Below are 21,417 nucleotides of genomic sequence, written 5' to 3'. Positions count from 1 at the left end.
GCCGACGCATCCTGGGCCCTGCCCCGCACCAACGCTCTGGTTGACCGCTCGCACGTGGTCCACCACGTGATGCAGAAATCTCGAAGCCGGGACGCTGGTTAGCCCTTCGCCGGCTGCCGCCGAACCGCGCGTCCCGCCAGGACATCCGTACGCCGCCCGTCCTCGATGACGAACCGGCCGTCGATCAGCACATGCGGGATGCCGGTCGGGAGCGTCCGAGGGGCCTCGAAGCTGGAGCCCGCCGCGACCGACTCCGGGTCGAAGAGGACCAGGTCGGCGCGGTAGCCCTCGCGGACCAGGCCCCGGTCGGGCAGCCGCAGGCGGGCGGCGGGGCGTGAGGTGAGGTGTGCGACGCACTCCTCCAGGGAGAGAATGCCCAGCTCGCGGACGTACCGTCCGAGGTACTGCGGGAAGGTGCCGTACGCGCGTGGATGCGGCTTGTAGCCCTGGAGGATGCCGTCGCTGCCGCCGGTGTGGACGCGGTGCCGCATGATCGCCCGGACGTTCTCCTCGTGCCCGACGTGTTGCAGGATCGTCGAGCCGAGGCGGTCGTCGATGAGCAGCCGGCGGGCGGTGACGAAGGGCTCCTCGCCGCGCTCGCGCGCCGACTGGGCGACCGTCTTGCCGACGCAGCCGGCCAGTCCGGGGTCGCTCACGCCGGAGATCTCGATGGCGTCCCATTCGATGGGGACGCCGTGGCAGCCGTCCGCGCCGACGACCTCCATCACCTGCCGGATGCGGGCGGCGGTCTCGTCGTCCCGCAGCCGGTCGAGTGTCGGCTCGGGGCCGCCCTCGGTGGCCCAGCTCGGCAGCATCGCGACGAGCGTGGTGCAGCCGGGGGTGTACGGGTAGGTGTCGAGGGAGATGTCGGCGCCGTCGTCCAGCGCCTTGTCGAGCAGCGCGAGCAGCTCGGGGGCTTTCCCCTTGTTCACGTCGAAGTTCATGGTGGCGTGCGCCAGGTGCAGCGAGCAGCCCGCCTCGCGGGTGAGCGAGACCATCTCCTCGTACGCCTGGACGGCCCCGGCCCCGTACGAGCGGTGGTGCGGGCAGTAGTAGCCGTCGTACCGCCCGACCACCCGGCACAGCTCGGTGAGTTCGGCGTCCGAGGCGTACATGCCGGGCGTGTACGTCAGCCCGGAGGACATGCCGACCGCGCCCTGCTCAAGACCCTCCGCGACGAGCTGCTTCATCCGCTCGACCTCGGCCGGGGTGGCGGCGCGGTCGTCCCAGCCGGCGGCGAGCATCCGGACGCTGCCCTGCGGGACGAGGTACGCGGCGTTGACCGCGATGCCCTCGCCGTCGAAGCCGTGGTCGAGCCGGTCCAGGTACCCGCCGACGCTGCGCCAGCTGAAGTCGATGTCCGAGCCGTCGCCGTTCCAGCCGGTGATGGCCGCCCGGACCTCGCCGAGCGTCCGGTCGTCGACCGGCGCGTACGAAAGCCCGTCCTGCCCGATGACTTCGAGGGTCACGCCCTGCGCGGCCTTCGCGGAGTGGTCGGGGTCGCGGATCAGCGCGAGGTCGCTGTGCGCGTGCATGTCGATGAAGCCGGGGGCCAGGGCGAGGCCGTCCCCCTCGATCACCCGCCGCGCGCCGAGCCTGCTCTCGCCCTCGCGGGCGATGGCGGCGATCCTGCCGTCGGTCAGAGCGACGTCGGCGCGGTAGGAGGCACCGCCGGTGCCGTCGATCACGCGTACGTCGCGGAACACGGTGTCCATAGGGCTGGACTGCCTTTCTCGTCCCCGAGGGGTTCGGAGGCTGGGGAACCGGGGCCCCGGTGGGGAGCGGGCGGGGGCCTGGAAGCAGGCCTGGGCGCGGAGGCGCGGAACCTGGGTCCTAGAAGAACGTGCGGATGAAGTCCACGACCGTGCCGTCCGCCTCGACCAGTGGAATGAGCTGCCACTTGTCGAACACCGTGCACGGGTGGGACAGGCCCATCCCGACCCAGTCGCCGACCTCCAGGCCGGCCGCCGACTCCGCGCTCGCGTCGGTCTTCACCCACGCGTGCTGGTCGGAGAGCCCGCTGACCGTGATCCCGGTCGCGGGCCGCTCCGCGCCGGTGCGCGCGGACCGTACGACCTGGGCCATGGGCAGGTCGAGGTCGTACGCCGCGTCGCGCTTGCCCGCGTTGAGGAACGCCTGGCCCGGCGCGGGGCGCGAGACGACCTGCGCCCAGAGCCGGAAGGACGGTTGCAACGCGCCCTCCTCCGGCACCCGGTTGAAGGGGGTGAGGTGGCGGTAGCGGCCGTCGTCGTGCGAGACGTACGCGCCGGAGCGCAGCAGCTTCAGCACCGGCCGGGACAGCTCCGGGACCTCGGCGAAGACGTTCGCGACGGCGTCGAACCAGGCACTGCCGCCCGCGCTGAGCACGATTGCGTCGGAGGCGGAGGCGGCAGCGCCCGCCGGGTCGGCGGGATCGGACGGGTCGGCGGGGTCCGCCGGGCTCAGGTGGGCGAAGCGGCCCGCCTTGTCGAACTCGACGGTGAGCGCCACGAGTCGGCGCAGCCATGCCTCGACCCGCGCGCTGTCGGCCTCCGGCACCTCGCCCTCGTAACCGGCGACGCCGACCAGACGGAGCGTGGGGACGGCCTCGACCGCGTCGGCGATCGCTGCGCACTCGGCTTCGGTCCTGGCTCCGGTACGGGCTCCGTCGCCCGCGCCCAGTTCGATCACGACATCGACGGGGCGGGTGGCGCCGGCGGCGCTCAGCGCCTCGTCCATCAGCTCCACGCCGCGCGTCGAGTCGACGTAACAGATGAAGCGGAAGCCGGGGTCGGCGTTCAGCTCGCCCGCGAGCCAGCGCAGCGCGGCGGCGTCGACGACCTCGTTGGCGAGGAAGATCCGCTGGATGCCGAAGGCGCGGTAGACGCGCACCTGGGTGGGGACGGCGGCGGTGATGCCCCATGCGCCATGGGCGAGTTGGCGCTCGAAGAGCTGCGGCGACATGGAGGTCTTGCCGTGCGGGGCGAAGGCCAGCTGGTGCTGGGCGGAGTAGCGCTCCATCAGGGCGAGGTTGTGCTCGACGGACTCGGCGGAGAGCGCGAGCACGGGAGTGGTGAAGCCGCCGGTGAACAGCGAGCGGCGTTCGGCGGCGAGAGCGCCCACCGTCAGCCCCTCCGCGTCGGGCGGCAGAGCCTTGAAGCGGTGGTCCACCTGCTCGTGAGCCAAGCCTGCGACGGCGTTGTCGGCGGCCATGGAGCCTCCCGTGAAAGTTCTTGTTGCAAGATGTGCAACAGCCATTGCGTATGTCGCTTGCATCTGTCTAACATCCGAGCCAGTACCAGGTCAATGGTCGGTAGTGGGTACGTGAACAGGGCGTAAGCGGCCTGGAGCGCGGGCTTGGGGCACGGGTCCGGAGCGGGCCGGAAGCCGCAGTCGGCTCGGATCCGATCACACCCCGACATCAAGGAACACCCCGACATCAAGGAACACCCCGACATCGAGGAACAAGGAGCGAGAACGATGGTGACCGCAGCCATGAGCAGCCCGGACCTCGTCGACGTCGTGTGCGTCGGCGAGTCCATGGTCACCTTCGTGCCCTCGCAGCCCGGCAGCCTCGCCGACGTGCCGGCCTTCACTCGCGGGATCGGCGGCGCGGAGTCCAACGTCGCCTGCTGCCTCGCCCGCGCGGGACACCCGGCGCGCTGGCTCAGCCGGGTCGGCCACGACGGCTTCGGTGAGCACCTCGTCGATGCCATCGGGGCCACCGGCGTCGACGTCTCCGCAGTACAGCGCGACCGCACGCGCCCCACCGGCATCTACTTCCGTACGGCGGGGGAGCGGGCGACGGGGGAGCGGGCCGCGGGCGAGCGGGCCGCGGGCGAGCGGGCCGCAGGGGAGCAGGCGAACGGGCAGGCCGCCGGGCAGCCGAACGGGCGGGCCGTCACGCTGCTGTCCGAGCAGGCAGCGGGGCCGGGCGTGGGGCAGGCCGCCGACCGGCCGTCCGAGCAGTCCGCCGAAGCCGTCGCCGAACCCCTCGCCGAGGTCGTCTACTACCGGGCCGGCTCCGCCGCCGCCGCGATGTCCCCCGACCTCATGCCGCGCGCCGAGACATGGTCCGGCCGGGTGCTGCACCTGACCGGCATCACGGCGGCGCTGTCCGCCGACTGCCTCGCCCTGATGCGCGACCTCACCGCCCGCCGCCCCGGCCGTCCGCTCGTGTCCTTCGACGTCAACTACCGAGTGGCGCTGTGGCAGGGGACGGGGATGGGGACGAACAGCGAGGATGCGAGCGGGGAGAGCGCGGGCGCGGGCTCCGGCGCGCGAGCCGTGGGCCCGGCCGTGCTGGCCGAGCTGGCGCGCGGCTGCGACCTCGTGTTCGTCGGCGAGGACGAGGCCGAGGCGGCCTGGGGCCTGACCGGTGCGGCGGCCATCCGGGCCGCGCTGCCCGAGCCCGCGACGCTCGTCGTCAAGCAGGGCGGCGAGGGCGCGACCGTATTCGCCCGCCGCCCCGCCGACACGGGCACCGCCCCCGAAAGGGCCGGAGGCCGGCCGCATCTCCGGTCTGCCCCCGACCCCGACGAGGTCGTCTTCGCCCCCGCCCTACGGGTCGACGTCGTGGCCCCCGTCGGCGCGGGCGACGCGTTCGCCGCCGGGTTCCTCTCCGCGACCCTCCGCGAGCTGCCGATCTTCGAGCGCATCCGGCACGGCCACCTGATGGCCGCCGCCTCGCTCACCGTCCCCGGCGACCTCGGCACCCCGCCCGCCCGCGACCACGCCGACCGCCTTGTCGCCCTCGACGCCGCCGGGTGGGAGACACTGCGACTCGGCCCCGGCTGGACCACCGCCGAGGCCGAGACCGTACGGGTGGAGGCACGAAACCGATGAGCCAGACCGTCGACCGCGCGTTGAGCATTCTGCCGTTGCTGGCAGAGGGCCCCGCGAATCTGGAGCAGGTCGCCACGCGACTGGGCGTCCACAAGTCCACCGCACTGCGGCTGCTGCGCACGCTGCACGAGCACGGCATCGTCTACCGGCAGCAGGACCAGCGCTACCGGCTGGGCGCGCGGCTCTTCGCGCTCGCGCAGGAGGCGGTCGAGAACCTCGACGTGCGCGAGATCGCGCATCCGCACCTCGTCGCGCTCAACGAGAAGTGCGGGCACACCGTCCACCTCGCGGTGTACGAGGCGGACGAGGTCCTCTACATCGACAAGGTCGAGAGCCGCTACCCGGTACGGATGTATTCCAGGATCGGCAAGCCGGTGGCGATAACCGTGGCCGCCGTGGCGAAGCTGCTGCTCGCCGACCTGCCCGAGCCGGAGCGGCGCGCTGTCGCCGAACGGCTCGACTACCCCATGTACACGTCCCGTTCGACCCCCAACGCGGCTGCCTTCCAGGAAGAGTTGGCCAAGGTCCGAGAACAGGGCTGGGCCACCGACCTCGGTGGTCACGAGGAGTCCATCAACTGCATCGGGGCCCCGATCCGCGGTGCGGACGGCAGGGTCGTCGCGGCGTGTTCGGTCTCCGCACCGAACGTCGTCGTCACCGCCGATGAACTGCTCAAGCTGCTCCCGCTGTTGCGCCGCACCGTCGACGCGATCAGCCGCGAGTACTCAGGAAACACCCCGTCGAAAGAAGCGTCAGCATGAGTGACAACCTCCAGAAGACCGCCATCACCCCGAGCACCCACACCGCGCCGCCGGCCAAGTTCTCGCACGGCGTGAAGAAGGGCAACCTGCTCCAGGTCGCCGGCCAGGTCGGCTTCCTGCCGGCGGTCGCGGGCCAGCCGCCGACCCCGGCCGGCCCCACCCTGCGCGAGCAGACGCTGCAGACGTTCGCGAACGTCAAGGCGATCCTCGAAGAGGGCGGCGCGAGCTGGGAAGACGTCATGATGACACGCGTCTACCTCACCGACACCGCGCACTTCGCCGAGCTCAACGAGATCTACAACGAGTACTTCGCGGACCTCAAGGAGGCCCCGTCGGCTCGCACCACGGTCTACGTCGGGCTGCCGGCCGGTCTGCTCATCGAGATCGACGCGCTCGCCGTCCTCGGCTAGGACCGTATCCGGGCCGCACCGCGCGGCCCGTACGACCGAGCGCCGCTCGACTTCCTGAGCGCCGCTCGACCTCTGAACTCGCGCGTACGCAGCGATCGGACATGGATTCCGGCCCGTTCACCGGACCGGACACCGGCTTCCCGCCGTGCGCGCGCTTGATCCCGCGGTGGGCGCGGGCGGGGCGACTCCCCCGCGCCCTGCCCCGCCCACCGCGGTGCAGTACGACCCGTACGGCGACCCCGTACCACCGGTACGGCGCGCATCCCCCGCGCCGACACGATCCGTACGGCGGCAGCACCCCGTACCCCTCACCCCGCCCCCAATCAGCCAAGAAACACAGCCCCCTGAAGAAGCTCACGCTCTGCCCGGCGCGCGGACCCCCTGCCGTGCCGCGATACCCCCTGCCTGGAACCAACGGAGTACCCCATGCTCGCCACGCTCCAACTCGCCGCCCCGGCCCCGCCGCTCCCACCCCACACCGGCGGCCTGCTCGCGCTGATACCCGGCACCGGCGGTCTGCTGACCGTCGCGGCCCTCGGCATCGCGCTCCTGCTCTTCCTGATCATCAAGGTCAGGCTGCAGCCGTTCGTCGCGCTGCTCGCCGTCTCCATAGCCGTCGGCCTGGGCGCGGGACTGTCCGTCACCGAACTCTTCGGAACGGTGCAGAAGTCCGACGCCGTCTCGATCATCGAGTCCGGCATGGGCGGCATCCTCGGCCACGTCGCGATCATCATCGGCCTCGGTACGATGCTCGGCGCGATCCTTGAGGTCTCCGGCGGCGCGGAAGTGCTCAGCCGCCGCCTGCTGAACGTCTTCGGCGAGAAGCGCGCGCCGCTCGCGATGGGCCTCACCGGCCTGATCTTCGGCGTCCCGGTCTTCTTCGACGTCGGCATCTTCGTCCTCGCGCCGATCGTCTACGCGGCGGCGAAGCGCAGCGGCAAGTCGATCCTGCTGTACTGCATGCCGCTGCTCGCCGGTCTGTCCATGACCCACGCGTTCCTGCCGCCGCACCCGGGCCCGGTCGCCGCGGCCGGAATGTTCAAGGTGGACCTCGGCTGGGTCATCCTGATGGGCGTCATCGTCGGCATCCCGGCGGTCCTGGCCGCCTGGGCGTACGCCGCCTGGATCGGTAAGCGCATCTTCGTGCCCGTCCCGCAGGACATGGTCGAGGCAGCGGAAGAGGCCAAGGCCGCCGTCGCCGCCGAACAGTCCGCGGCCGGCACCGCCCCGCAGGAGAAGCCCGTATCGCTCGGCACAGTCCTCGCGATCATCGGCACCCCGCTGGTCCTGATCCTGCTCGCGACCTTCTCCTCGATCGCCCTGGACCCCAGCACGCTGCGCTCGGTCGTCGAGTTCTTCGGCAACCCGTTCGTCGCACTGACCCTCGCGCTGTTCATGGCCTACTACCTGCTCGGCATCCGCCGCGGCTGGTCCCGCAAGTCCCTGGAAACCGTCTCCACGGCCTCACTGAAGCCGGTCGGCAACATCCTGCTCGTCGTCGGCGCCGGCGGCATCTTCGGCGCGGTCCTCAAGGGCAGCGGCGTCGCCCAGGCCCTCGCCGACACCTTCCACGACGTCGGCCTGCCGGTCATCGTGCTGGCCTGGCTGATCTCCGTCGTCCTCCGCGTCGCCCAGGGCTCCGCGACGGTCGCGATCGTCACCACGGCCGGCATCGTCGTCCCCCTGGTCGAAAACGCGGACCTCTCGCAGCCCCACCTCGCCCTGATCATCATGGCGATCTCGGCCGGTTCCATCTTCGCCTCGCACGTCAACGACGGCGGGTTCTGGATGGTCGCGAAGTACTTCGGCATCTCCGAGCGCGACACGCTGAAGTCGTGGACGGTACTGGAGACGGTGCTTTCGGTGGCGGGGTTTGTGGTGGCGGCGTTGCTGAGCTTGGTGATCTAACGGGGCCCGCCGCGCGGCGCGCACCCAGGCACGCATGCTCAGCCCAGACCGCCCCGGTCCGTACGCGTCTTGTACGGGCCGGGGCGGTTCTGTCACCGCTGCCGGGGCGGGGCCACGGGGTGGTCGTACGGTGCTGGTGGTCCGAACGAGCCGCTGGGCGCGGGCGGTTGCGGTTGCGGGGGGAGATGAGGCGGATACGGGCCCGGCGGCGGCAGTTGCGCCGTCGCAGCGTCGCGGCGGCGCCGGGCTATGACGAGCGGGGTGGCGATCCCGGCTCCGAGCAGGGCGGTGGCGCCGAGGCCGAGGCCGATCCATAGGGGGGTGTTGTTGTCGCTCTTGTCGCTCGCGGCGGTGGAGGGCATGCCGCCGGTGGCTTTGGAGTGGGTGGGCTTGGGGGAGGGCGTAGCGGGAGGGGCTGTTGGGCCGGGGAGTGGGTTGACGTTTGCTGGGCCTGGGTTGCCGGGGTTTTTGAGGGCGATGCGGGGGCGGACGACGCCGTATCCGAGGAGGTCGCTGCGCTTTTCGCCGCTTTGCGGGCCGCCTGCGGTGTTGATGAGGACGCGGGTGACTTGGTTGGCGGTCCAGTTTGGGTGGACGGACCAGATGAGGGCGGCGGAGGCGGAGGCGAGGGCGGTGGCGTCGCTGGTGCCGTGGCTTTTGCAGATCTGGGTACCATCCGAACAGGCGGCCACCATCTCTTCACCGGGAGCCGCGAGGTCGACTTGTGGGCCGCTCTCGGATTCCTTCGTCGCGATGATCTTCCTGTTGACGGCGGCGACGCCGACGACGCCTGGGGTGGCTGCTGGGTACATCACGGGGTTGCGGTTCTGTCCGCTGTTGCCAACGCCCGCGAAGATCAACTTTCCTTTCGACAAGGCATACTCCACTGCCTTCGCGATCTGGGGACTCGCACCCGGCCCCGCCATCGAAATGTTCATGATCTTTGCGTCGCTGTCAGCCGCGTAGTGGATTGCCTGGCTCAGTGAGGTCGAGAACTGGCTGAAGGACACCGCCTCGTTGGGAGCCTTTTTGCCGCTTTCTGCCCGGAGAGGCAGGATCTTCGCTCCTGGTGCCAGGCCGAAAGAGCCGTTGGCATCACCCCTCTTCCCCGTACCAGCGATGAGAGCGGCCATACTTGTGCCGTGGTTCGCATAGTCGACGTGCTGGTCTCCAGGACGAGCCGAGAAGTCCTTGCCTTTCAGAACCTGACCCTGCAGGTCGGCGACTCGGGTATCCACGCCGGTGTCGATGACGGCTACTGTGACGCCTTTTCCGGTAGTGGTTTTCCACATTTCGTCGGCATGCATGACATCCAGGTGCCATTGATCGGAACGGACGGATTCTGCATGCGCCGGTGTGGCGACGATGCCGACGAGCAGTGCGGCGAGGCTGCCCGTCACCGTGGTCGCGAGCCTGCTGTTCTTGCTGCGCATGCGTTTCCTCTTGCCTGTGCGTATGGGCTCAGTCGATGACGGGTGGGACTACGCGGCGGTTTCCCTGTGCCCATGTTTCTTCGTCCTCAGCCAGGTAGTCCGGCCGTTCACCACGGCGGTCTCGCTGGGATCCAGCACCGTTGGCATTGGGCGGAGGTACGACACCGCTACGGGTGTTGCGTCCCGCATTCTGGCCTTCTGGGCCGGACGTGCCGCGGACCAGGCCCGTTCCTCCGGGTGTGAACGGTCGATTGCCCGCTCCCGGGCGCTGCTGTGGGCGGCCGCCGACGACGCCACCGGGCTCCGTGGCGAGTCGCCGGCCGGTGTTGTTGCCCTGTTGGCCGTGGCTTGGGGCTCCGCCGTTTCCGGTGCCGCCGTGGCCCATGGGGGGACGTCCCTGTGTGGGTTCCCCGCCGATGACTGTGCCGCGCGGGGCCTGACCTGTGGGCCGTGCCGAGCCGGGGGGTGCCGGGCGCCCGCCGTGGATTCCGTTCCCGTGATCACCTGGCAAGCGTGCGCCGGGGCGACCGCCGACGGTGCCCTGGCCTGACGCCAGCGGAGGCCGGATGCCGAGTGGCATCCGGTTGCCGGCGGTCGGACCGGCCGTCCGCGAGACCGCCCCCGTCAGAGGGGGGATGGGCGACCCAGGTAGGGAAGCGCCACCGTTCGCAGCGCCGCCGCTGACGAGTTGTCCTGGGTCGCCGCCTGGCGCTGCCGTCGGTGCCTGTGGGAGTACGGCCGTGCCATCGATCCTTGTGCCGACTTGTCGGTCGGGTTGGACCACTGGCGGGAGGGCACCGGCGTCATTGGAGTGACCGGTGTCTTTGAATTGAGAGGTCTGTGCACGAGCCTCGTCCGACGGGTCTGGCCCCGTGGCCCGGCCGTGTTGTTGAGGTGTTCTCTCAGCTCCGTTCGCAACCGTGCCACCAGTCGCAGCCTGTTGTTCAGCTGCGTGGATTCCACCACGAGTGTCCGTGGGCATGATCGTCCGCGGCATTGGCGGAAACGTAGGCCGATCCGCTGACTGGATGAACGTCGTCGACATGCTGTACGACTGGGCCAGCTTGGTCATCTGCCGTACGGCTTCCGCGTGATCGCCGTTCAGTTGCTTCTGTGCGGCCAGCGCGTCTTTGTGTGTCGGGCCGGCGAGGACGCCTTGCCCCGGTTCGCTCGCGCCGCTCTTGTGTTTTGGGGGGAGCATCAGCAGCCCGGCCGGGTTGTGGGAGAGGAAGCTGTCCAGGGTGGTTTTGGACGATGTCGAGGGATCGGGCATGCGGGATTTGACCTCGGCGAGGGTTGTCGAGGCTTCGTCCAGCCAGGCGCCGGAGCTTCTGCTGAAGTCGCCCAGGCGCAGGGTGGCGTTGGCCATGTTGGCGCCCCACTCGCGGAACGCGTCGCCGGCTTCGCCGTCCCAGGCGACGCCGCTCATGTGGGTCTTGAGGTCGTTGCCGATCTTGTCGATCGTGTCTGCTGCTTTGGTGAGGTGCTGACCGATGATTGAGGCCTTGGCCGGGTCTGTTTGCGCGATCATCGCGTGCATCTCTGCGTGGGAGAGGGACTCGAAGTCTGTTTCCCCGTACAGAGGGGCGACCGTGATCTGCTCGGGGAGCCGGAAGCCCCCGCCTACGGCGTCACCCATGGTCCTGCCCCTCTCGATGCGGCGCGCTGCTCTTGCTGCTGGCCCCGGTTCGTACGTGACGTATTGCGTACGGGTGGGGGCAGTTCGTGTCGGTTGCTACCCCAGGCGAAACGGTGCGTGCTACTGAGGGGATTGAGTCGCTCCCGGAGGCAGCAGGCAGGGAGAGTTGACACCGAAAGCCAGCATCTGGGGGTTCCCAGGGCTACCGGACGATTGCACGTCGATGGAGAAGTGATTCTTTGGATGCTGGGCCTCGACGATCATGCTTTGACGAGGCGCCTTGTAGGCTCGAAAGGTCGTGACGTCGTAGCCGTCCTTCTTCAGCATGTCGCGGATCTTCTCGCCAGCCGCGGTGTGTTGTTCGGGTGGGAGTTTGGCGAATGCCGCGTACATGAGCTGAAATCGATCATCCGTCGAGGTCTCGCCACCCTTGCCGAAGCAAGCGAGGCTCTCAACGGCCGGGCCTGGGCTCTTGGGGATGATCTCTAGTCCAAGAGTCTTGGCCATGTGCTCAGTGACGCGGCGTGACCAGTCCTCGGTCTCTGCCTTGCTCATCCTCGGGAGCGGTGCGGTCTTTCCCTCGTCGGACTCGGACATACAACCTCCGATCATGGTGAGAGTGAGCGCCAGCATGAGAGCGCCGAACGTGTGATGAAGATGGTGCCGCAGGCGGGCGTAAGCGCTGGGGACGCTCACTTGATTCCTTGTGGGATATCGGCGTAGAGGTCCGGCCAGGGGTTCTCCGAACTCCCGTGGAGCGGAGGCTTGAGATCGACGGTTGACGGGGAGAACCTTGCAATGACCCGGCCCTGATTGTTGACGATGCGTCCTGCCGAGCCGCCGCTTGCCCGCAACTGTTGTGCTGGGACCGCCAGTTTGTCGCCCATCGCCAACTCTCCTTCGCCTCGTGGAAACGGTAGTGCGTCGAGGAGCGGTCGATCATGAGTACGAGAGCTCATCTTCAGACGCCGTGCGTGCCGTACACGTGCGCAGCGGCCTGTACGGGTGACTACTGATGACGTGAACTGGGGTGCTGGCTGGGTGGGGTGGCCGGATACCCGGAAGGCTCCGGTGGGCCGAAAGTCCCGGTGGGGATGGGCGGTTGCTGGGGCTGGTGCGGGCCCGGTGGGAGCGGAGGGTGCGGCGGGACCCGACCTTCGGCGTCGCGGCGGCGTCGGCGCGCGAGGACGAGCGGGGTGGCGATCCCGGCTCCGAGGAGAGCTGTGGCGCCGAGGCCGAGGCCGATCCATAGGGGGGTGTTGTTGTCGCTCTTGTCGCTCGCGGCGGTGGAGGGCATGCCGCCGGTGGCTTTGGAGTGGGTGGGCTTGGGGGAGGGCGTAGCGGGAGGGGCTGTTGGGCCGGGGAGTGGGTTGACGTTTGCTGGGCCTGGGTTGCCGGGGTTTTTGAGGGCGATGCGGGGGCGGACGACGCCGTATCCGAGGAGGTCGCTGCGCTTTTCGCCGCTTTGCGGGCCGCCTGCGGTGTTGATGAGGACGCGGGTGACTTGGTTGGCGGTCCAGTTCGGGTGGACGGACCAGATGAGGGCGGCGGAGGCGGAGGCGAGGGCGGTGGCGTCGCTGGTGCCGTTGGTTTTGCAGATTTCCGTGCCGCCCGCGCAGGCATGCACCATCTCGTCACCGGGGGCGGCGAGGTCGACTTGTGGCCCGCTCTCGGACCACTTTGTCGCGCGGATCTCCCTGTCGACTGCGGCGACACCGACGACTCCGGGTGTCGCCGCCGGATACATGACGGGGTTGCCTTTCTCCCCCTCGTTACCTACGCCAGCAAAGATCAACTTCCCTTTCGTGCTGGCGTACTCCACGGCCTTGGTCATCTGATCACTGGGCGCGGAGTTTGCCATCGAGATGTTGATGACCTTCGCTTCCGAGTCCGCCGCATAGCGGATCGCCGCACTCATAGTGCGAGAGAATTCCTTTGAGCCATCCTCCGCGTTGGTGGCATCTCCGCTCGATGCCCGCAAAGGCAGGATCTTGGCCCCGGGAGCGAGACCGAATGAACCATTTCCGTCGGCCCTCTGCCCGGTCGCAGCGATCATTGCGGCGATGCCGGTGCCGTGGTTGGAGAAGTCGACGTGTGCGCCCCCTGGCTGTCTGGTGAAGTCCTTGCCCGCCAGGATTTGGCCCCGTAGATCGGGCAAGGTCGCCTCAACGCCGGAGTCGATGATGGCGACGGTTACGCCCTTGCCGGTGCTGGTTTTCCACATGCCCGCAACCTGCATGGTGTCCAGATACCATTGCTGGGAGCGGACGGTCTCCGCATGCGCAGGGGTGGATGTGCTGCCGACGAGGAGCACCCCAAGGGCAACTGTCGTCGCTGTTGCGAATCTACTGCCGCCGCTGCGCATGCGTCTTCCTTACCTGTCTGTCCGGGGTCAGTCGATGACCGGCGGGACCACGCGCCGGCTGTTCTGCGACCAGGTCTCTTCGTCCTCGACCAGGTAGTCAGGTCGTTCTGTGCGGCGATCTCGCTGGGGTGAGCCACCGTGTGTACCTGCTGACGGCCCCATGCTGCCGCGCGTGCCCCGCGCTGCGGACTCGCCTTCTGCTCCCGGCGTGCCCCGAACCAAGCCCGACCCACCGGGGGTGAACGGCCGATTGCCGGTCGCGCCGGGCCGTTGCTGGGGGCGCCCTCCGACTACGCCGCCGGTCTCGGAGGCCAGGCGCCGGGCACCGCCGACGCCCGCTTGGCGGTTGTCCGCAGACCCGCCCATTCCAGCGCCAGAACCATGGCCCATAGGCGGGCGTCCCTGCGCCGATTCGCCGCCGATCACCGTGCCGCGCGGGTTCTGCGCCGTACCTTGTGCTGAAGAGGGGGGAACGGGACGCCCGCCGAAGACGCCATTGCCGCGATCAGCGGGCAAGCGCGCGCCAAGTCGCCCGCCGGCGCTCCCTCGGCCAGGGGCCAACGGAGTTCGTGCGACGGACGGCACGCGGTTGCTCGTGGCCTTACCAGCGAACCCTGACCCCATGGCGGTCGTGGCTGCTGGAAGAGCGCCGTTCGGCGCGGCCGAGCCGTTCGGCGACCCATTGCCGCTCCCGGTCGGTCCCGGTGAACTTCCGGTGGACGCTGCAGTAGCCGTGGGCGTTGTGGCCACCCCGTCGACCTCAGTGCTCACCTGCTGTTCGTACCTGGACCCTGCGGCTGTAGAGCCGGTGTCGACTGTTCGGTGCTGCTGGCCCTGGGCGGGGTTCTCCAGGGTCGGCAGCTGGCGACCACTGGCGCCCTGAGCGGTATTAGCGGTCGTACCAGCGGAATGGCCGCCTTGGACGTACTCCGACTTGCGGCCGATGGTGTCCGGAGATCGAGTGGGCATGATCGTCTGTGGCATTGGCGGAAATGTAGGTCGATCCGCCGATTGAATGAACGTCGTCGACATGCTGTACGACTGGGCCAGCTTGGTCATCTGCCGTACGGCTTCCGCGTGATCGCCGTTCAGTTGCTTCTGTGCGGCCAGCGCGTCTTTGTGTGTCGGGCCGGCGAGGACGCCTTGCCCCGGTTCGCTCGCGCCGCTCTTGTGTTTTGGGGGGAGCATCAGCAGCCCGGCCGGGTTGTGGGAGAGGAAGCTGTCCAGGGTGGTTTTGGACGATGTCGAGGGATCGGGCATGCGGGACTTGACCTCGGCGAGGGTGGTCGAGGCTTCGTCCAGCCAGGCGCCGGAGTTTCTGCTGAAGTCGCCCAGGCGCAGGGTCGCGTTGGCCATGTTGGCGCCCCACTCGCGGAACGCGTCGCCGGCTTCGCCGTCCCAGGCGACGCCGCTCATGTGGGTCTTGAGGTCGTTGCCGATCTTGTCGATCGTGTCTGCTGCTTTGGTGAGGTGCTGACCGATGATTGAGGCCTTGGCCGGGTCTGTTTGCGCGATCATCGCGTGCATCTCTGCGTGGGAGAGGGACTCGAAGTCTGTTTCCCCGTACAGAGGGGCGACCGTGATCTGCTCGGGGAGCCGGAAGCCCCCGCCTACGGCGTCACCCATGGTCCTGCCCCTCTCGATCGATCAGTGTGCCGCGCATCAGGCGTTGCCCTCGCCGCTGCTGGGTTTGGCTTCCTTCGCCGGAGCGGACTGGTTGCTGGCTCCGTGGGTGCCGCCCTTGGGCGCGTGCGGATCGTGCTTGGGGTCGTAGTGCTTCTCCGCGGCCGTCTGGATCGCCCACATCCGGTCGCGGTGTTCGTAGTCGACGTTCTCGTAGCCGACCCTGGCGCCATGAACGGCAGTGCCCATGGCCTCGATCTGGTCGGACAAGAGCCGGGAGAAGGTCTCCAGCTCACCGTGTACGTGCTCGTACGTGCTGTGCAGAGTCGTGGCCTCGCCGAACCCCGTTCCCAGGTGGGCGGCGGTCAGCCGTTCCTCCGCGATCCTTGTCGGCGCGGCGTGCGAGCCGTCGAGTTTGGTCAGCAGGCCGTCGACACGGCCCTTGAACTTCTTCAGCGTCTCCAGCTCAACAGTCAGCGCCATGGTGTCCGACGCACCGAATGTCACCGCTCCCAGAGCGCTGCCCTGCGATTCTTTCGCCATCCCCGTCGTGCCCCCCGTCGTCCCCGTCGCCCCGTGGTGAGCCGTCGACTCAACCGACGGCTCTTGATGATGTTCGCATCCCGGGTCTCGGGGTTTTCAACGCCGTCTGGTCATGGTGGCATCCGCCGCCGTAGCCAGGTACACAACTGCCGCGCCATAGGCGCTCAAACAGGGCATTTGATCACTTGTATCGACGCTCCCCCGAGGGACGGAAATCACCTCCGCCACACCCGTTTGCTAGGTTCCCAGCAGCAACTCAGACACGTGTACCGGGGTTGCGCACCACGGGGAGGACGCACTTCATGACCGAGACTGGAATGTCGGAACGCTGGGAGACGCTCTTCCACCCGGATGGACCTCCGTCCGGCGGGGCGGGTGGAACCGGTGGGACGGATGCCCGGATGAGCCTCGCGTCCAGCAGCGATGAACAGGGGGGCGGGGGCGGGAGTAAGGGGCGGCTCAAGGCAAGCAGTGGGCCGTGGACGACCGCTTCCGGTGTCGCGAAGGCGCTGGCTGCGAGCACCCAGGGCGGCATCGCGAAGCTCGACACCGCCCACGAAAGCGTGGCGGCGGGTGCCGAGGGCTTTGCGAGTGCACCGGCGATGAAGACCCTGCACTCGCAGTGGAAGGGCCGCCTGGAGGCGGTGCGCAAGGAGTGCGAGCGGCTGGATCCGGCGTTGAGGCGGGTCGGCGTGGCACTGCACGAGACGGATCTTGAGGCGAAGAGTTCGTTCGCGTCGAAGAGCGGTGCGGACGCGAAGGCCCACCAGGAGCCGCAGTCCAAGATCTCGGACTACTCCCAGCCCCCGGCCTGGGCCGGCGACGCGAAGTCGGGCGGGTGACGCGCGCATGGTCACGCTGAAGCAGTTGAGAGACCTCAAACGGTCCGAGTTCGAGGACGCCGCCGACGGCTGGGGTGACACCAGCAATCGGGCCAGTTCCGCGCGCGACCGGGTAGACAACGAGATGCTCCTCAAGATCCGGAAAACGCAGAAGGGCGAGGCTGCCGACACAGCGGCAGCAGCCCTCAAACAGCTGAGCAGCAACTACCAGTACATCCACGCCGAGTGCGGCCTGATCCGCACCGCGTTGAACGGCCTGGCCTCGGAACTGGGCTCCCCGCAACGTAAGTTGAAGGACGCTCTCGCCGACGCCGAGAACCTCAAGTTCACGGTCAATGACGACGGCTCGGTCCACTACGAGACCAAGGTCCCCCTTGCGCCGGACGCAGGCAGTGCCCGCGCCGGGAGCGACAACGCACCCAGGCTCCTCAAGCCGACAGACGCCAACCAGGCCAAGGCCGAAGGCATCGCCGACGCCATCGCGGACGCGCTGGACGAGGCCAACCGGATCGACGCCTCATACGCGAGGACGCTCGGACGGCTGGGGACGAACAGCGACCTGAAGGTCACCGAGGCGATGTGGGCGGACGCCGGCCGGGACTTGAAGGCCGTCCGCAAGACAGCGGGTGACTTCCTCCCCGAGGGGGACATCCCCAACGGCAAGTCGCCGGCCGAGAACAAAGCGTGGTGGGAAAACCTTCCGAAGGAAGACCAGGACCAGTACGCGGCGATGTATCCGGCGAGCGTGGGGGCACTTGACGGCATTCCTTCCAGCGTCCGCGACGATGCTAATCGCGTGGTCCTGGCGGAGACGCATGGGAAAACAGAGCAACAGTTGAACCAATGGAAACAGAAGGAGCCAACCAAGTACGGGCAGTACTACGATCCATATACCGGTAGGCCTCTAAAGAACGCGATGGTCGAAACGGAAGCTTGGAAAGCGTGGAATGAAGAGGAGAGGCGGCTGAAAGGCAGCCTCAAGGGGATGGATGCAATTAATGCTCGCTTCAACCAAACTGGAAAGAATGAATTGCCTGAAGCGTATTTGCTGAATTTTGACACCAAAGGAAACGGCCATGCCGTCGTCGCTAACGGAAACCCGGATACCGCCAGTGACACGGCGGTTTTTGTCCCGGGAACAGACTCCAAGTTGGAGGGCGCAAAGGATCAGATCACTCGTATGACCAGGCTATGGCAGGAGGCGGAGGGCATGCCAGGCGGTGGAGATGTCTCGACGGTAACGTGGATCGGTTACGACGCCCCTCAGGGTGTTATCCCAGAGGCTATGTCGAAATCTTTTGCACACGAGGGGGCGCCTCGGCTCAATCAATTTCTTGATGGCGTTCAGACCGCTCAAGGAGGGCCGGATGCAAGTCACACCACGGTAATCGGCCATAGTTATGGCAGTACGGTTGTGGGAGATGCCTCCATTAAAGGTGACCTCGCTGCAGACGACATCGTTGTGGCAGGTAGTCCTGGCATGCTCGTCGGGCACGCGCGTGACCTTGATGTTGGTGCCGAACACACCTGGTCCGAAGCCGCCAGTACCATCAAGGATGGGGTTCCGGCGGGTGGCAAAGTCGCGATGCTCGGTGGCAGCGGTGTGTACACGACGGAAGAATGGCACGGAGTCCCTAGCGAGATTACTGTGACTATGGATGTTGTTCCATCGGACAGAGGGTTTGGTGCAAACATTATGCAGACGGACTCGAATGACCATGGCGGGTACTGGGACACAGAATCCGTTAGTCTAAAGAATCAGGCGGCTGTGGTGACGGAAAACTATGACAAGGTGGAGCGTGGCTAGTCGAATTGGTGCCTTTAAATTCCCAATTTCCCGACCGCTCGCCCTCTTGTTCGTCGGCGTGATCTCCACTTTGACGGGATGTTCCGATATGGACAGCTCCAAAGGTCTCGACTACACTCCCGAAGTCCGCGACGTGGAAAGTGTGCGAACTGACACCAAGAAGGCTTCAAGCGAGATCTTCGACATCATTGACCTTAAGGGGGCCGTCACTAAAACCGGTGTAGCACTTTCTTCATGCGGGGAGTTGGATTCCGAGCACTACTTCAAGATTAGCCACCCGTGGTCCGTCTATGACGTTCCTGTCGGAGATATGAAGAAGGCAATGGAGCGGTTGAAGCGGGAACTTCCGAAAAACGGCTGGAAGATTGCCAGATATGCACCTGACAGCAGTCCGTCACGGAGCCTGGAACTCGTCGCGGATTCTACCAAGAAGAAATTCTCAGTAAGCGTCACACTTTACGACGCAGCCAAGGCCAGTGAAAGTACGGCGGAGCCGAGGACTCCCAGTGCGAAAAAAATCTCTGGGATCATGGTCAGAGTTGTATCTGCTTGCTATAAGGTCCCCAAGGGGAAGACTACTAACGACGAGTTCTGACGACGACGCTGGATTGATTTAATGTGGTGGCGGCCGCGTTACGTCACGAGAGTGGCTCGGCGTAGGCCAATGGCCATGACTTAAGTGCTCTGGGGTTCGACTAGGTGGAGGGTGATGGTGCAGGTGGCGAGTCGGGTGCCGGGGTCCTGTGGGCTGCGGGTCTGGTAGCGCAGGCTGGGGTGTTTGGTCTTGATGGGGGCTTTGCGGTCCGGGCGGTCGCGGATGGTCCAGCCGGGGATGTCGGTGATGAAGAACGTGAGGGCGCGGGCGAGGCCGTCAGGGGGAAAAAGCCGTCCGGACGGAGTCTTTGACGGCGTCCAGGACGGGCGGGAAGCTGATGCGGGTGGGGTCGACGCCCGCGATGACGGCGGCTCTGGTGACCAGAGACCGCAGGGCTTGGTAGACGCAGAGCAGAGCCCAGAGTTCTTGGCGGACTCCCTCGGCGCTGCGCGAGCGCAGGACTCCGCCGGATGTACGCAGGTCCACTTTGACCAGGCGGAAGAGGATCTCCACGTGCCAGCGGTCGGCGTAGATCTGTGCCAGCTCGATCGCGGGTGCCTGCTCCGGGTCGAGCAGGGTGGTGATCAGTGCGAAGACCTCGGAGACGCCGTCGTCGTCGGCGACGCTGTACTCGATCACCCGCACGCTCACGCGCTCGCCGCGGCGCTTGCCTTTCAGCTCGGACAGGTAGGTACCGTCCTCCAGCCGCTGCTTGACGGGCAGGGTGAAGGAGTCGGAGACCCGCCACAGCAGGTGGGCGCCGGTCCTGGCGGCGGCGGTGAACAGCGTGTAGGAGGGGAAGCCTCGGTCGGCCAGCACCAGCATGTCCGACGTGAGCTTGTCCAACAGCCGTTCCAGCAAGGCGCGTTCGCCGACCTCGATGGAATCGAAGGCGGCGCCGATCAGGGCCATGCTGCCGCACTCGGCCAGAGCGACCAGGCAGACCTGAGGCAGCACACCACCGGACGGGGTATCGAAGGCGGCCCGGTTGTCCTCGCACGCCGGTACGTCGAAGACTGTGCCGTCCACCGCGACCTTCCGCAGCCCCCGCCAGAACACCCCGTCATGGCCGTCCGCGACCGTGGGTTTGGCCGTCGCCTCGAACAGCGCCCGCATCGGCGCACTGCCCAGTCGGTCCCGCGCCCGGGAAATCGCACCGTCCGACGGCACGGTGTACCCCTCCCAACCGCCACGAGCCCACCGCAGCCCGCTCAGCAAGCTCCGCAGCACCCGCACATACCCCATACCGAAGTTCAGCCACAGGGCCATCGTCAGATACACCATCAACCGCGCCGGCAAAGCCCGGTTACGTTGCTCACGCTTACCCGTTGCCTCGATCGCCGCCCGCACCATGACATCCGGGAAGGTCGTCGCCAGCAGCCCGACCCCCACATCATCCGTCAACCGCCCGACCCGCACCCCTTGATCCACCACAAGGCAATCATCCCACACGCCAAGACAGCTAAGTCATTGCCATTGCGGCCTGGGCCGGCGACGCGAAGTCGGGCGGGTGACGCGCGCATGGTCACGCTGAAGCAGTTGAGAGACCTCAAACGGTCCGAGTTCGAGGACGCCGCCGACGGCTGGGGTGACACCAGCAATCGGGCCAGTTCCGCGCGCGACCGGGTCGACAACGAGATGCTCCTCAAGATCCGGAAAACGCAGAAGGGTGAGGCTGCCGACACAGCGGCAGCAGCCCTCAAACAGCTGAGCAGCAACTACCAGTACATCCACGCCGAGTGCGGCCTGATCCGCACCGCGTTGAACGGCCTGGCCTCGGAACTGGGCTCCCCGCAACGTAAGTTGAAGGACGCTCTCGCCGACGCCGAAAGCCTCAAGTTCACGGTCAATGACGACGGCTCGGTCCACTACGAGACCAAGGTCCCCCTCGCGCCGGACGCAGGCAGTGCCCGCGCCGGGAGCGACAACGCACCCAGGCTCCTCAAGCCGACAGACGCCAACCAGGCCAAGGCCGAAGGCATCGCCGACGCCATCGCGGACGAACGGATAGTCTCCAAAATCAAGCAGCTGTAACTGTGGGGCAATACGAGAAAGTCAAGCATGAAGACTAGCGGTGTCCAATATGCAGTAAGCCGACTGAAACCATCTATTGCCTTGTTGCTCCTCGCTGCAACAGTCGTCGTGACGGGATGTTCGACTATGGCCGAATCTGATAATGGCTTGGGCTATACGCCAGAAACCCGAGAAATATCTGACGCGAAAAAAGCAGCGGAAGGTTTTTCCAGCGAGCTCATCGACATCATTGCCCTGCGCGGCAAGCTGAGCGAGCCTGGCCCAGGAGTTTCTCAGTGTGGAGAGGAGGATCCGGAAAAATTCTACGCCATCCTGCATACCTGGTCCCTGATAAATGTTCCTGTTGACGACATGGAAAAAGCTATGGTCAGGCTTAATGAGGACCTGCCGAAGCGTGGTTGGAAAGTCTCTAAATATGGCCCGGACGCCAGCCCGTCCAAGAGCCTTGAGTTGGTTGCCAACTCCAAGAAGAAGAAATTTTCGGTCAGCGTTCGGCTCTTTGATGAGACCGGTAGAGCTAAGCCTGACGGACCAAAATCTAAGATCTGGGTGAACTTGTCATCAGCTTGCTTCCAGGTCCCCAAGGGCAAGACCGTGGACGAGTACTGACCCGAGGCGCGCAGGCGGGGCGTG

The 21,417-nt window shown here is 67.1% G+C and carries 19 protein-coding genes; 9 read left to right on the top strand and 10 right to left on the bottom strand.

The window, feature by feature from the left end:
- Window positions 1-98: 98 nt before the first annotated feature.
- Both QMK28_RS12695 and QMK28_RS12690 read right to left on the bottom strand, forming a co-directional pair.
- On the bottom strand, window positions 99-1,715 hold the full coding sequence (locus tag QMK28_RS12695; protein WP_326437214.1) for an N-acyl-D-amino-acid deacylase family protein: 1,617 nt from the start codon (window positions 1,713-1,715) through the stop codon (window positions 99-101).
- A gap of 118 nt (window positions 1,716-1,833) precedes the next feature.
- Window positions 1,834-3,192, bottom strand: a complete 1,359-nt coding sequence (locus tag QMK28_RS12690; protein ID WP_326437213.1) for an amino acid deaminase — start codon at window positions 3,190-3,192, stop codon at window positions 1,834-1,836.
- 267 nt (window positions 3,193-3,459) lie between these two features.
- On the opposite strand from QMK28_RS12690, the gene QMK28_RS12685 reads away from it, so the two are divergent.
- The 4 genes from QMK28_RS12685 to QMK28_RS12670 all read left to right on the top strand — a co-directional run bounded on the left by QMK28_RS12685 (window position 3,460) and on the right by QMK28_RS12670 (window position 7,903).
- Complete coding sequence (locus QMK28_RS12685) at window positions 3,460-4,824, top strand: sugar kinase (protein WP_326437212.1); 1,365 nt, start codon at window positions 3,460-3,462, stop codon at window positions 4,822-4,824.
- A complete protein-coding gene (locus tag QMK28_RS12680; RefSeq protein ID WP_326437211.1) occupies window positions 4,821-5,585 on the top strand; it encodes an IclR family transcriptional regulator in 765 nt (254 codons plus the stop codon). The genes QMK28_RS12685 and QMK28_RS12680 overlap by 4 nt, the downstream gene beginning before the upstream one ends.
- Window positions 5,582-5,995, top strand: a complete 414-nt coding sequence (locus QMK28_RS12675) for a RidA family protein (protein ID WP_326437210.1) — start codon at window positions 5,582-5,584, stop codon at window positions 5,993-5,995. Before QMK28_RS12680 ends, QMK28_RS12675 begins: the two co-directional genes overlap by 4 nt.
- A gap of 426 nt (window positions 5,996-6,421) precedes the next feature.
- The gene (locus tag QMK28_RS12670; protein WP_326437209.1) at window positions 6,422-7,903 is read left to right on the top strand and encodes a GntP family permease; all 1,482 of its coding nucleotides are present in this window, start codon (window positions 6,422-6,424) and stop codon (window positions 7,901-7,903) included.
- 92 nt (window positions 7,904-7,995) lie between these two features.
- On the opposite strand, the gene mycP (QMK28_RS12665) is transcribed toward QMK28_RS12670, so the two are convergent.
- From mycP (QMK28_RS12665) to QMK28_RS12635, 7 genes are all read right to left on the bottom strand, one after another.
- Window positions 7,996-9,336 carry a type VII secretion-associated serine protease mycosin gene (gene mycP / locus QMK28_RS12665; protein WP_326437208.1) on the bottom strand — a complete coding sequence of 447 codons (1,341 nt, stop codon included), beginning with the start codon at window positions 9,334-9,336 and terminating at the stop codon, window positions 7,996-7,998.
- Window positions 9,337-9,364: 28 nt separating this feature from the next.
- Window positions 9,365-10,975: a hypothetical protein gene (locus tag QMK28_RS12660; protein ID WP_326437207.1), complete on the bottom strand. Its 1,611-nt coding sequence runs from the start codon at window positions 10,973-10,975 to the stop codon at window positions 9,365-9,367.
- Window positions 10,976-11,095: 120 nt separating this feature from the next.
- Complete coding sequence (locus tag QMK28_RS12655; RefSeq protein ID WP_326437206.1) at window positions 11,096-11,671, bottom strand: hypothetical protein; 576 nt, start codon at window positions 11,669-11,671, stop codon at window positions 11,096-11,098.
- Window positions 11,668-11,862, bottom strand: coding sequence for a hypothetical protein (locus QMK28_RS12650; protein ID WP_326437205.1), 195 nt, complete (start codon window positions 11,860-11,862; stop codon window positions 11,668-11,670). The genes QMK28_RS12655 and QMK28_RS12650 overlap by 4 nt, the downstream gene beginning before the upstream one ends.
- A gap of 122 nt (window positions 11,863-11,984) precedes the next feature.
- On the bottom strand, window positions 11,985-13,340 hold the full coding sequence (gene mycP, locus QMK28_RS12645) for a type VII secretion-associated serine protease mycosin (RefSeq protein ID WP_326437204.1): 1,356 nt from the start codon (window positions 13,338-13,340) through the stop codon (window positions 11,985-11,987).
- A gap of 27 nt (window positions 13,341-13,367) precedes the next feature.
- Complete coding sequence (locus QMK28_RS12640; RefSeq protein ID WP_326437203.1) at window positions 13,368-14,966, bottom strand: WXG100 family type VII secretion target; 1,599 nt, start codon at window positions 14,964-14,966, stop codon at window positions 13,368-13,370.
- 36 nt (window positions 14,967-15,002) lie between these two features.
- Window positions 15,003-15,446, bottom strand: a complete 444-nt coding sequence (locus tag QMK28_RS12635; RefSeq protein WP_326437202.1) for a hypothetical protein — start codon at window positions 15,444-15,446, stop codon at window positions 15,003-15,005.
- 362 nt (window positions 15,447-15,808) lie between these two features.
- Between QMK28_RS12635 and QMK28_RS12630 the strand changes: the two genes are divergently transcribed.
- The 3 genes from QMK28_RS12630 (at window position 15,809) to QMK28_RS12620 (ending at window position 18,750) form a co-directional block, all read left to right on the top strand.
- A complete protein-coding gene (locus tag QMK28_RS12630) occupies window positions 15,809-16,348 on the top strand; it encodes a hypothetical protein (RefSeq protein WP_326437201.1) in 540 nt (179 codons plus the stop codon).
- 7 nt (window positions 16,349-16,355) lie between these two features.
- Window positions 16,356-18,155, top strand: a complete 1,800-nt coding sequence (locus tag QMK28_RS12625; RefSeq protein ID WP_326437200.1) for an alpha/beta hydrolase — start codon at window positions 16,356-16,358, stop codon at window positions 18,153-18,155.
- A gap of 88 nt (window positions 18,156-18,243) precedes the next feature.
- The gene (locus QMK28_RS12620; protein ID WP_326437199.1) at window positions 18,244-18,750 is read left to right on the top strand and encodes a hypothetical protein; all 507 of its coding nucleotides are present in this window, start codon (window positions 18,244-18,246) and stop codon (window positions 18,748-18,750) included.
- A gap of 276 nt (window positions 18,751-19,026) precedes the next feature.
- Here the strand turns inward: QMK28_RS12620 and QMK28_RS12615 are convergent, their stop codons facing one another.
- Complete coding sequence (locus QMK28_RS12615; RefSeq protein ID WP_326437198.1) at window positions 19,027-20,154, bottom strand: IS4 family transposase; 1,128 nt, start codon at window positions 20,152-20,154, stop codon at window positions 19,027-19,029.
- A 117-nt stretch (window positions 20,155-20,271) separates the two neighbouring features.
- On the opposite strand from QMK28_RS12615, the gene QMK28_RS12610 reads away from it, so the two are divergent.
- Together QMK28_RS12610 and QMK28_RS12605 are read left to right on the top strand one after the other, a co-directional pair.
- Window positions 20,272-20,784, top strand: coding sequence for a hypothetical protein (locus tag QMK28_RS12610; RefSeq protein ID WP_326437197.1), 513 nt, complete (start codon window positions 20,272-20,274; stop codon window positions 20,782-20,784).
- Window positions 20,785-20,811: 27 nt separating this feature from the next.
- Window positions 20,812-21,393 carry a hypothetical protein gene (locus tag QMK28_RS12605; protein ID WP_326437196.1) on the top strand — a complete coding sequence of 194 codons (582 nt, stop codon included), beginning with the start codon at window positions 20,812-20,814 and terminating at the stop codon, window positions 21,391-21,393.
- Window positions 21,394-21,417 lie beyond the last annotated feature (24 nt).

The sequence above is a fragment of the Streptomyces sp. H27-D2 genome (genome assembly GCF_035828615.1).
In the GTDB taxonomy this organism is placed as follows: domain Bacteria; phylum Actinomycetota; class Actinomycetes; order Streptomycetales; family Streptomycetaceae; genus Streptomyces.
Note: the sequence above shows the minus strand (reverse complement) of the source record. Positions and strands in the feature narration are given on the sequence as shown.

What these genes read in the sequence shown, in the direction of transcription:
- QMK28_RS12695 (WP_326437214.1), bottom strand. Translation starts at nt 1,715, where the DNA reads ATGGACACCGTGTTCCGCGACGTACGCGTGATCGACGGCACCGGCGGT.
- QMK28_RS12690 (WP_326437213.1), bottom strand. Translation starts at nt 3,192, where the DNA reads ATGGCCGCCGACAACGCCGTCGCAGGCTTGGCTCACGAGCAGGTGGAC.
- QMK28_RS12685 (WP_326437212.1), top strand. Translation starts at nt 3,460, where the DNA reads ATGGTGACCGCAGCCATGAGCAGCCCGGACCTCGTCGACGTCGTGTGC.
- QMK28_RS12680 (WP_326437211.1), top strand. Translation starts at nt 4,821, where the DNA reads ATGAGCCAGACCGTCGACCGCGCGTTGAGCATTCTGCCGTTGCTGGCA.
- QMK28_RS12675 (WP_326437210.1), top strand. Translation starts at nt 5,582, where the DNA reads ATGAGTGACAACCTCCAGAAGACCGCCATCACCCCGAGCACCCACACC.
- QMK28_RS12670 (WP_326437209.1), top strand. Translation starts at nt 6,422, where the DNA reads ATGCTCGCCACGCTCCAACTCGCCGCCCCGGCCCCGCCGCTCCCACCC.
- mycP (WP_326437208.1), bottom strand. Translation starts at nt 9,336, where the DNA reads ATGCGCAGCAAGAACAGCAGGCTCGCGACCACGGTGACGGGCAGCCTC.
- QMK28_RS12660 (WP_326437207.1), bottom strand. Translation starts at nt 10,975, where the DNA reads ATGGGTGACGCCGTAGGCGGGGGCTTCCGGCTCCCCGAGCAGATCACG.
- QMK28_RS12650 (WP_326437205.1), bottom strand. Translation starts at nt 11,862, where the DNA reads ATGGGCGACAAACTGGCGGTCCCAGCACAACAGTTGCGGGCAAGCGGC.
- mycP (WP_326437204.1), bottom strand. Translation starts at nt 13,340, where the DNA reads ATGCGCAGCGGCGGCAGTAGATTCGCAACAGCGACGACAGTTGCCCTT.
- QMK28_RS12640 (WP_326437203.1), bottom strand. Translation starts at nt 14,966, where the DNA reads ATGGGTGACGCCGTAGGCGGGGGCTTCCGGCTCCCCGAGCAGATCACG.
- QMK28_RS12635 (WP_326437202.1), bottom strand. Translation starts at nt 15,446, where the DNA reads ATGGCGCTGACTGTTGAGCTGGAGACGCTGAAGAAGTTCAAGGGCCGT.
- QMK28_RS12630 (WP_326437201.1), top strand. Translation starts at nt 15,809, where the DNA reads ATGACCGAGACTGGAATGTCGGAACGCTGGGAGACGCTCTTCCACCCG.
- QMK28_RS12625 (WP_326437200.1), top strand. Translation starts at nt 16,356, where the DNA reads ATGGTCACGCTGAAGCAGTTGAGAGACCTCAAACGGTCCGAGTTCGAG.
- QMK28_RS12620 (WP_326437199.1), top strand. Translation starts at nt 18,244, where the DNA reads ATGGACAGCTCCAAAGGTCTCGACTACACTCCCGAAGTCCGCGACGTG.
- QMK28_RS12610 (WP_326437197.1), top strand. Translation starts at nt 20,272, where the DNA reads ATGGTCACGCTGAAGCAGTTGAGAGACCTCAAACGGTCCGAGTTCGAG.
- QMK28_RS12605 (WP_326437196.1), top strand. Translation starts at nt 20,812, where the DNA reads ATGAAGACTAGCGGTGTCCAATATGCAGTAAGCCGACTGAAACCATCT.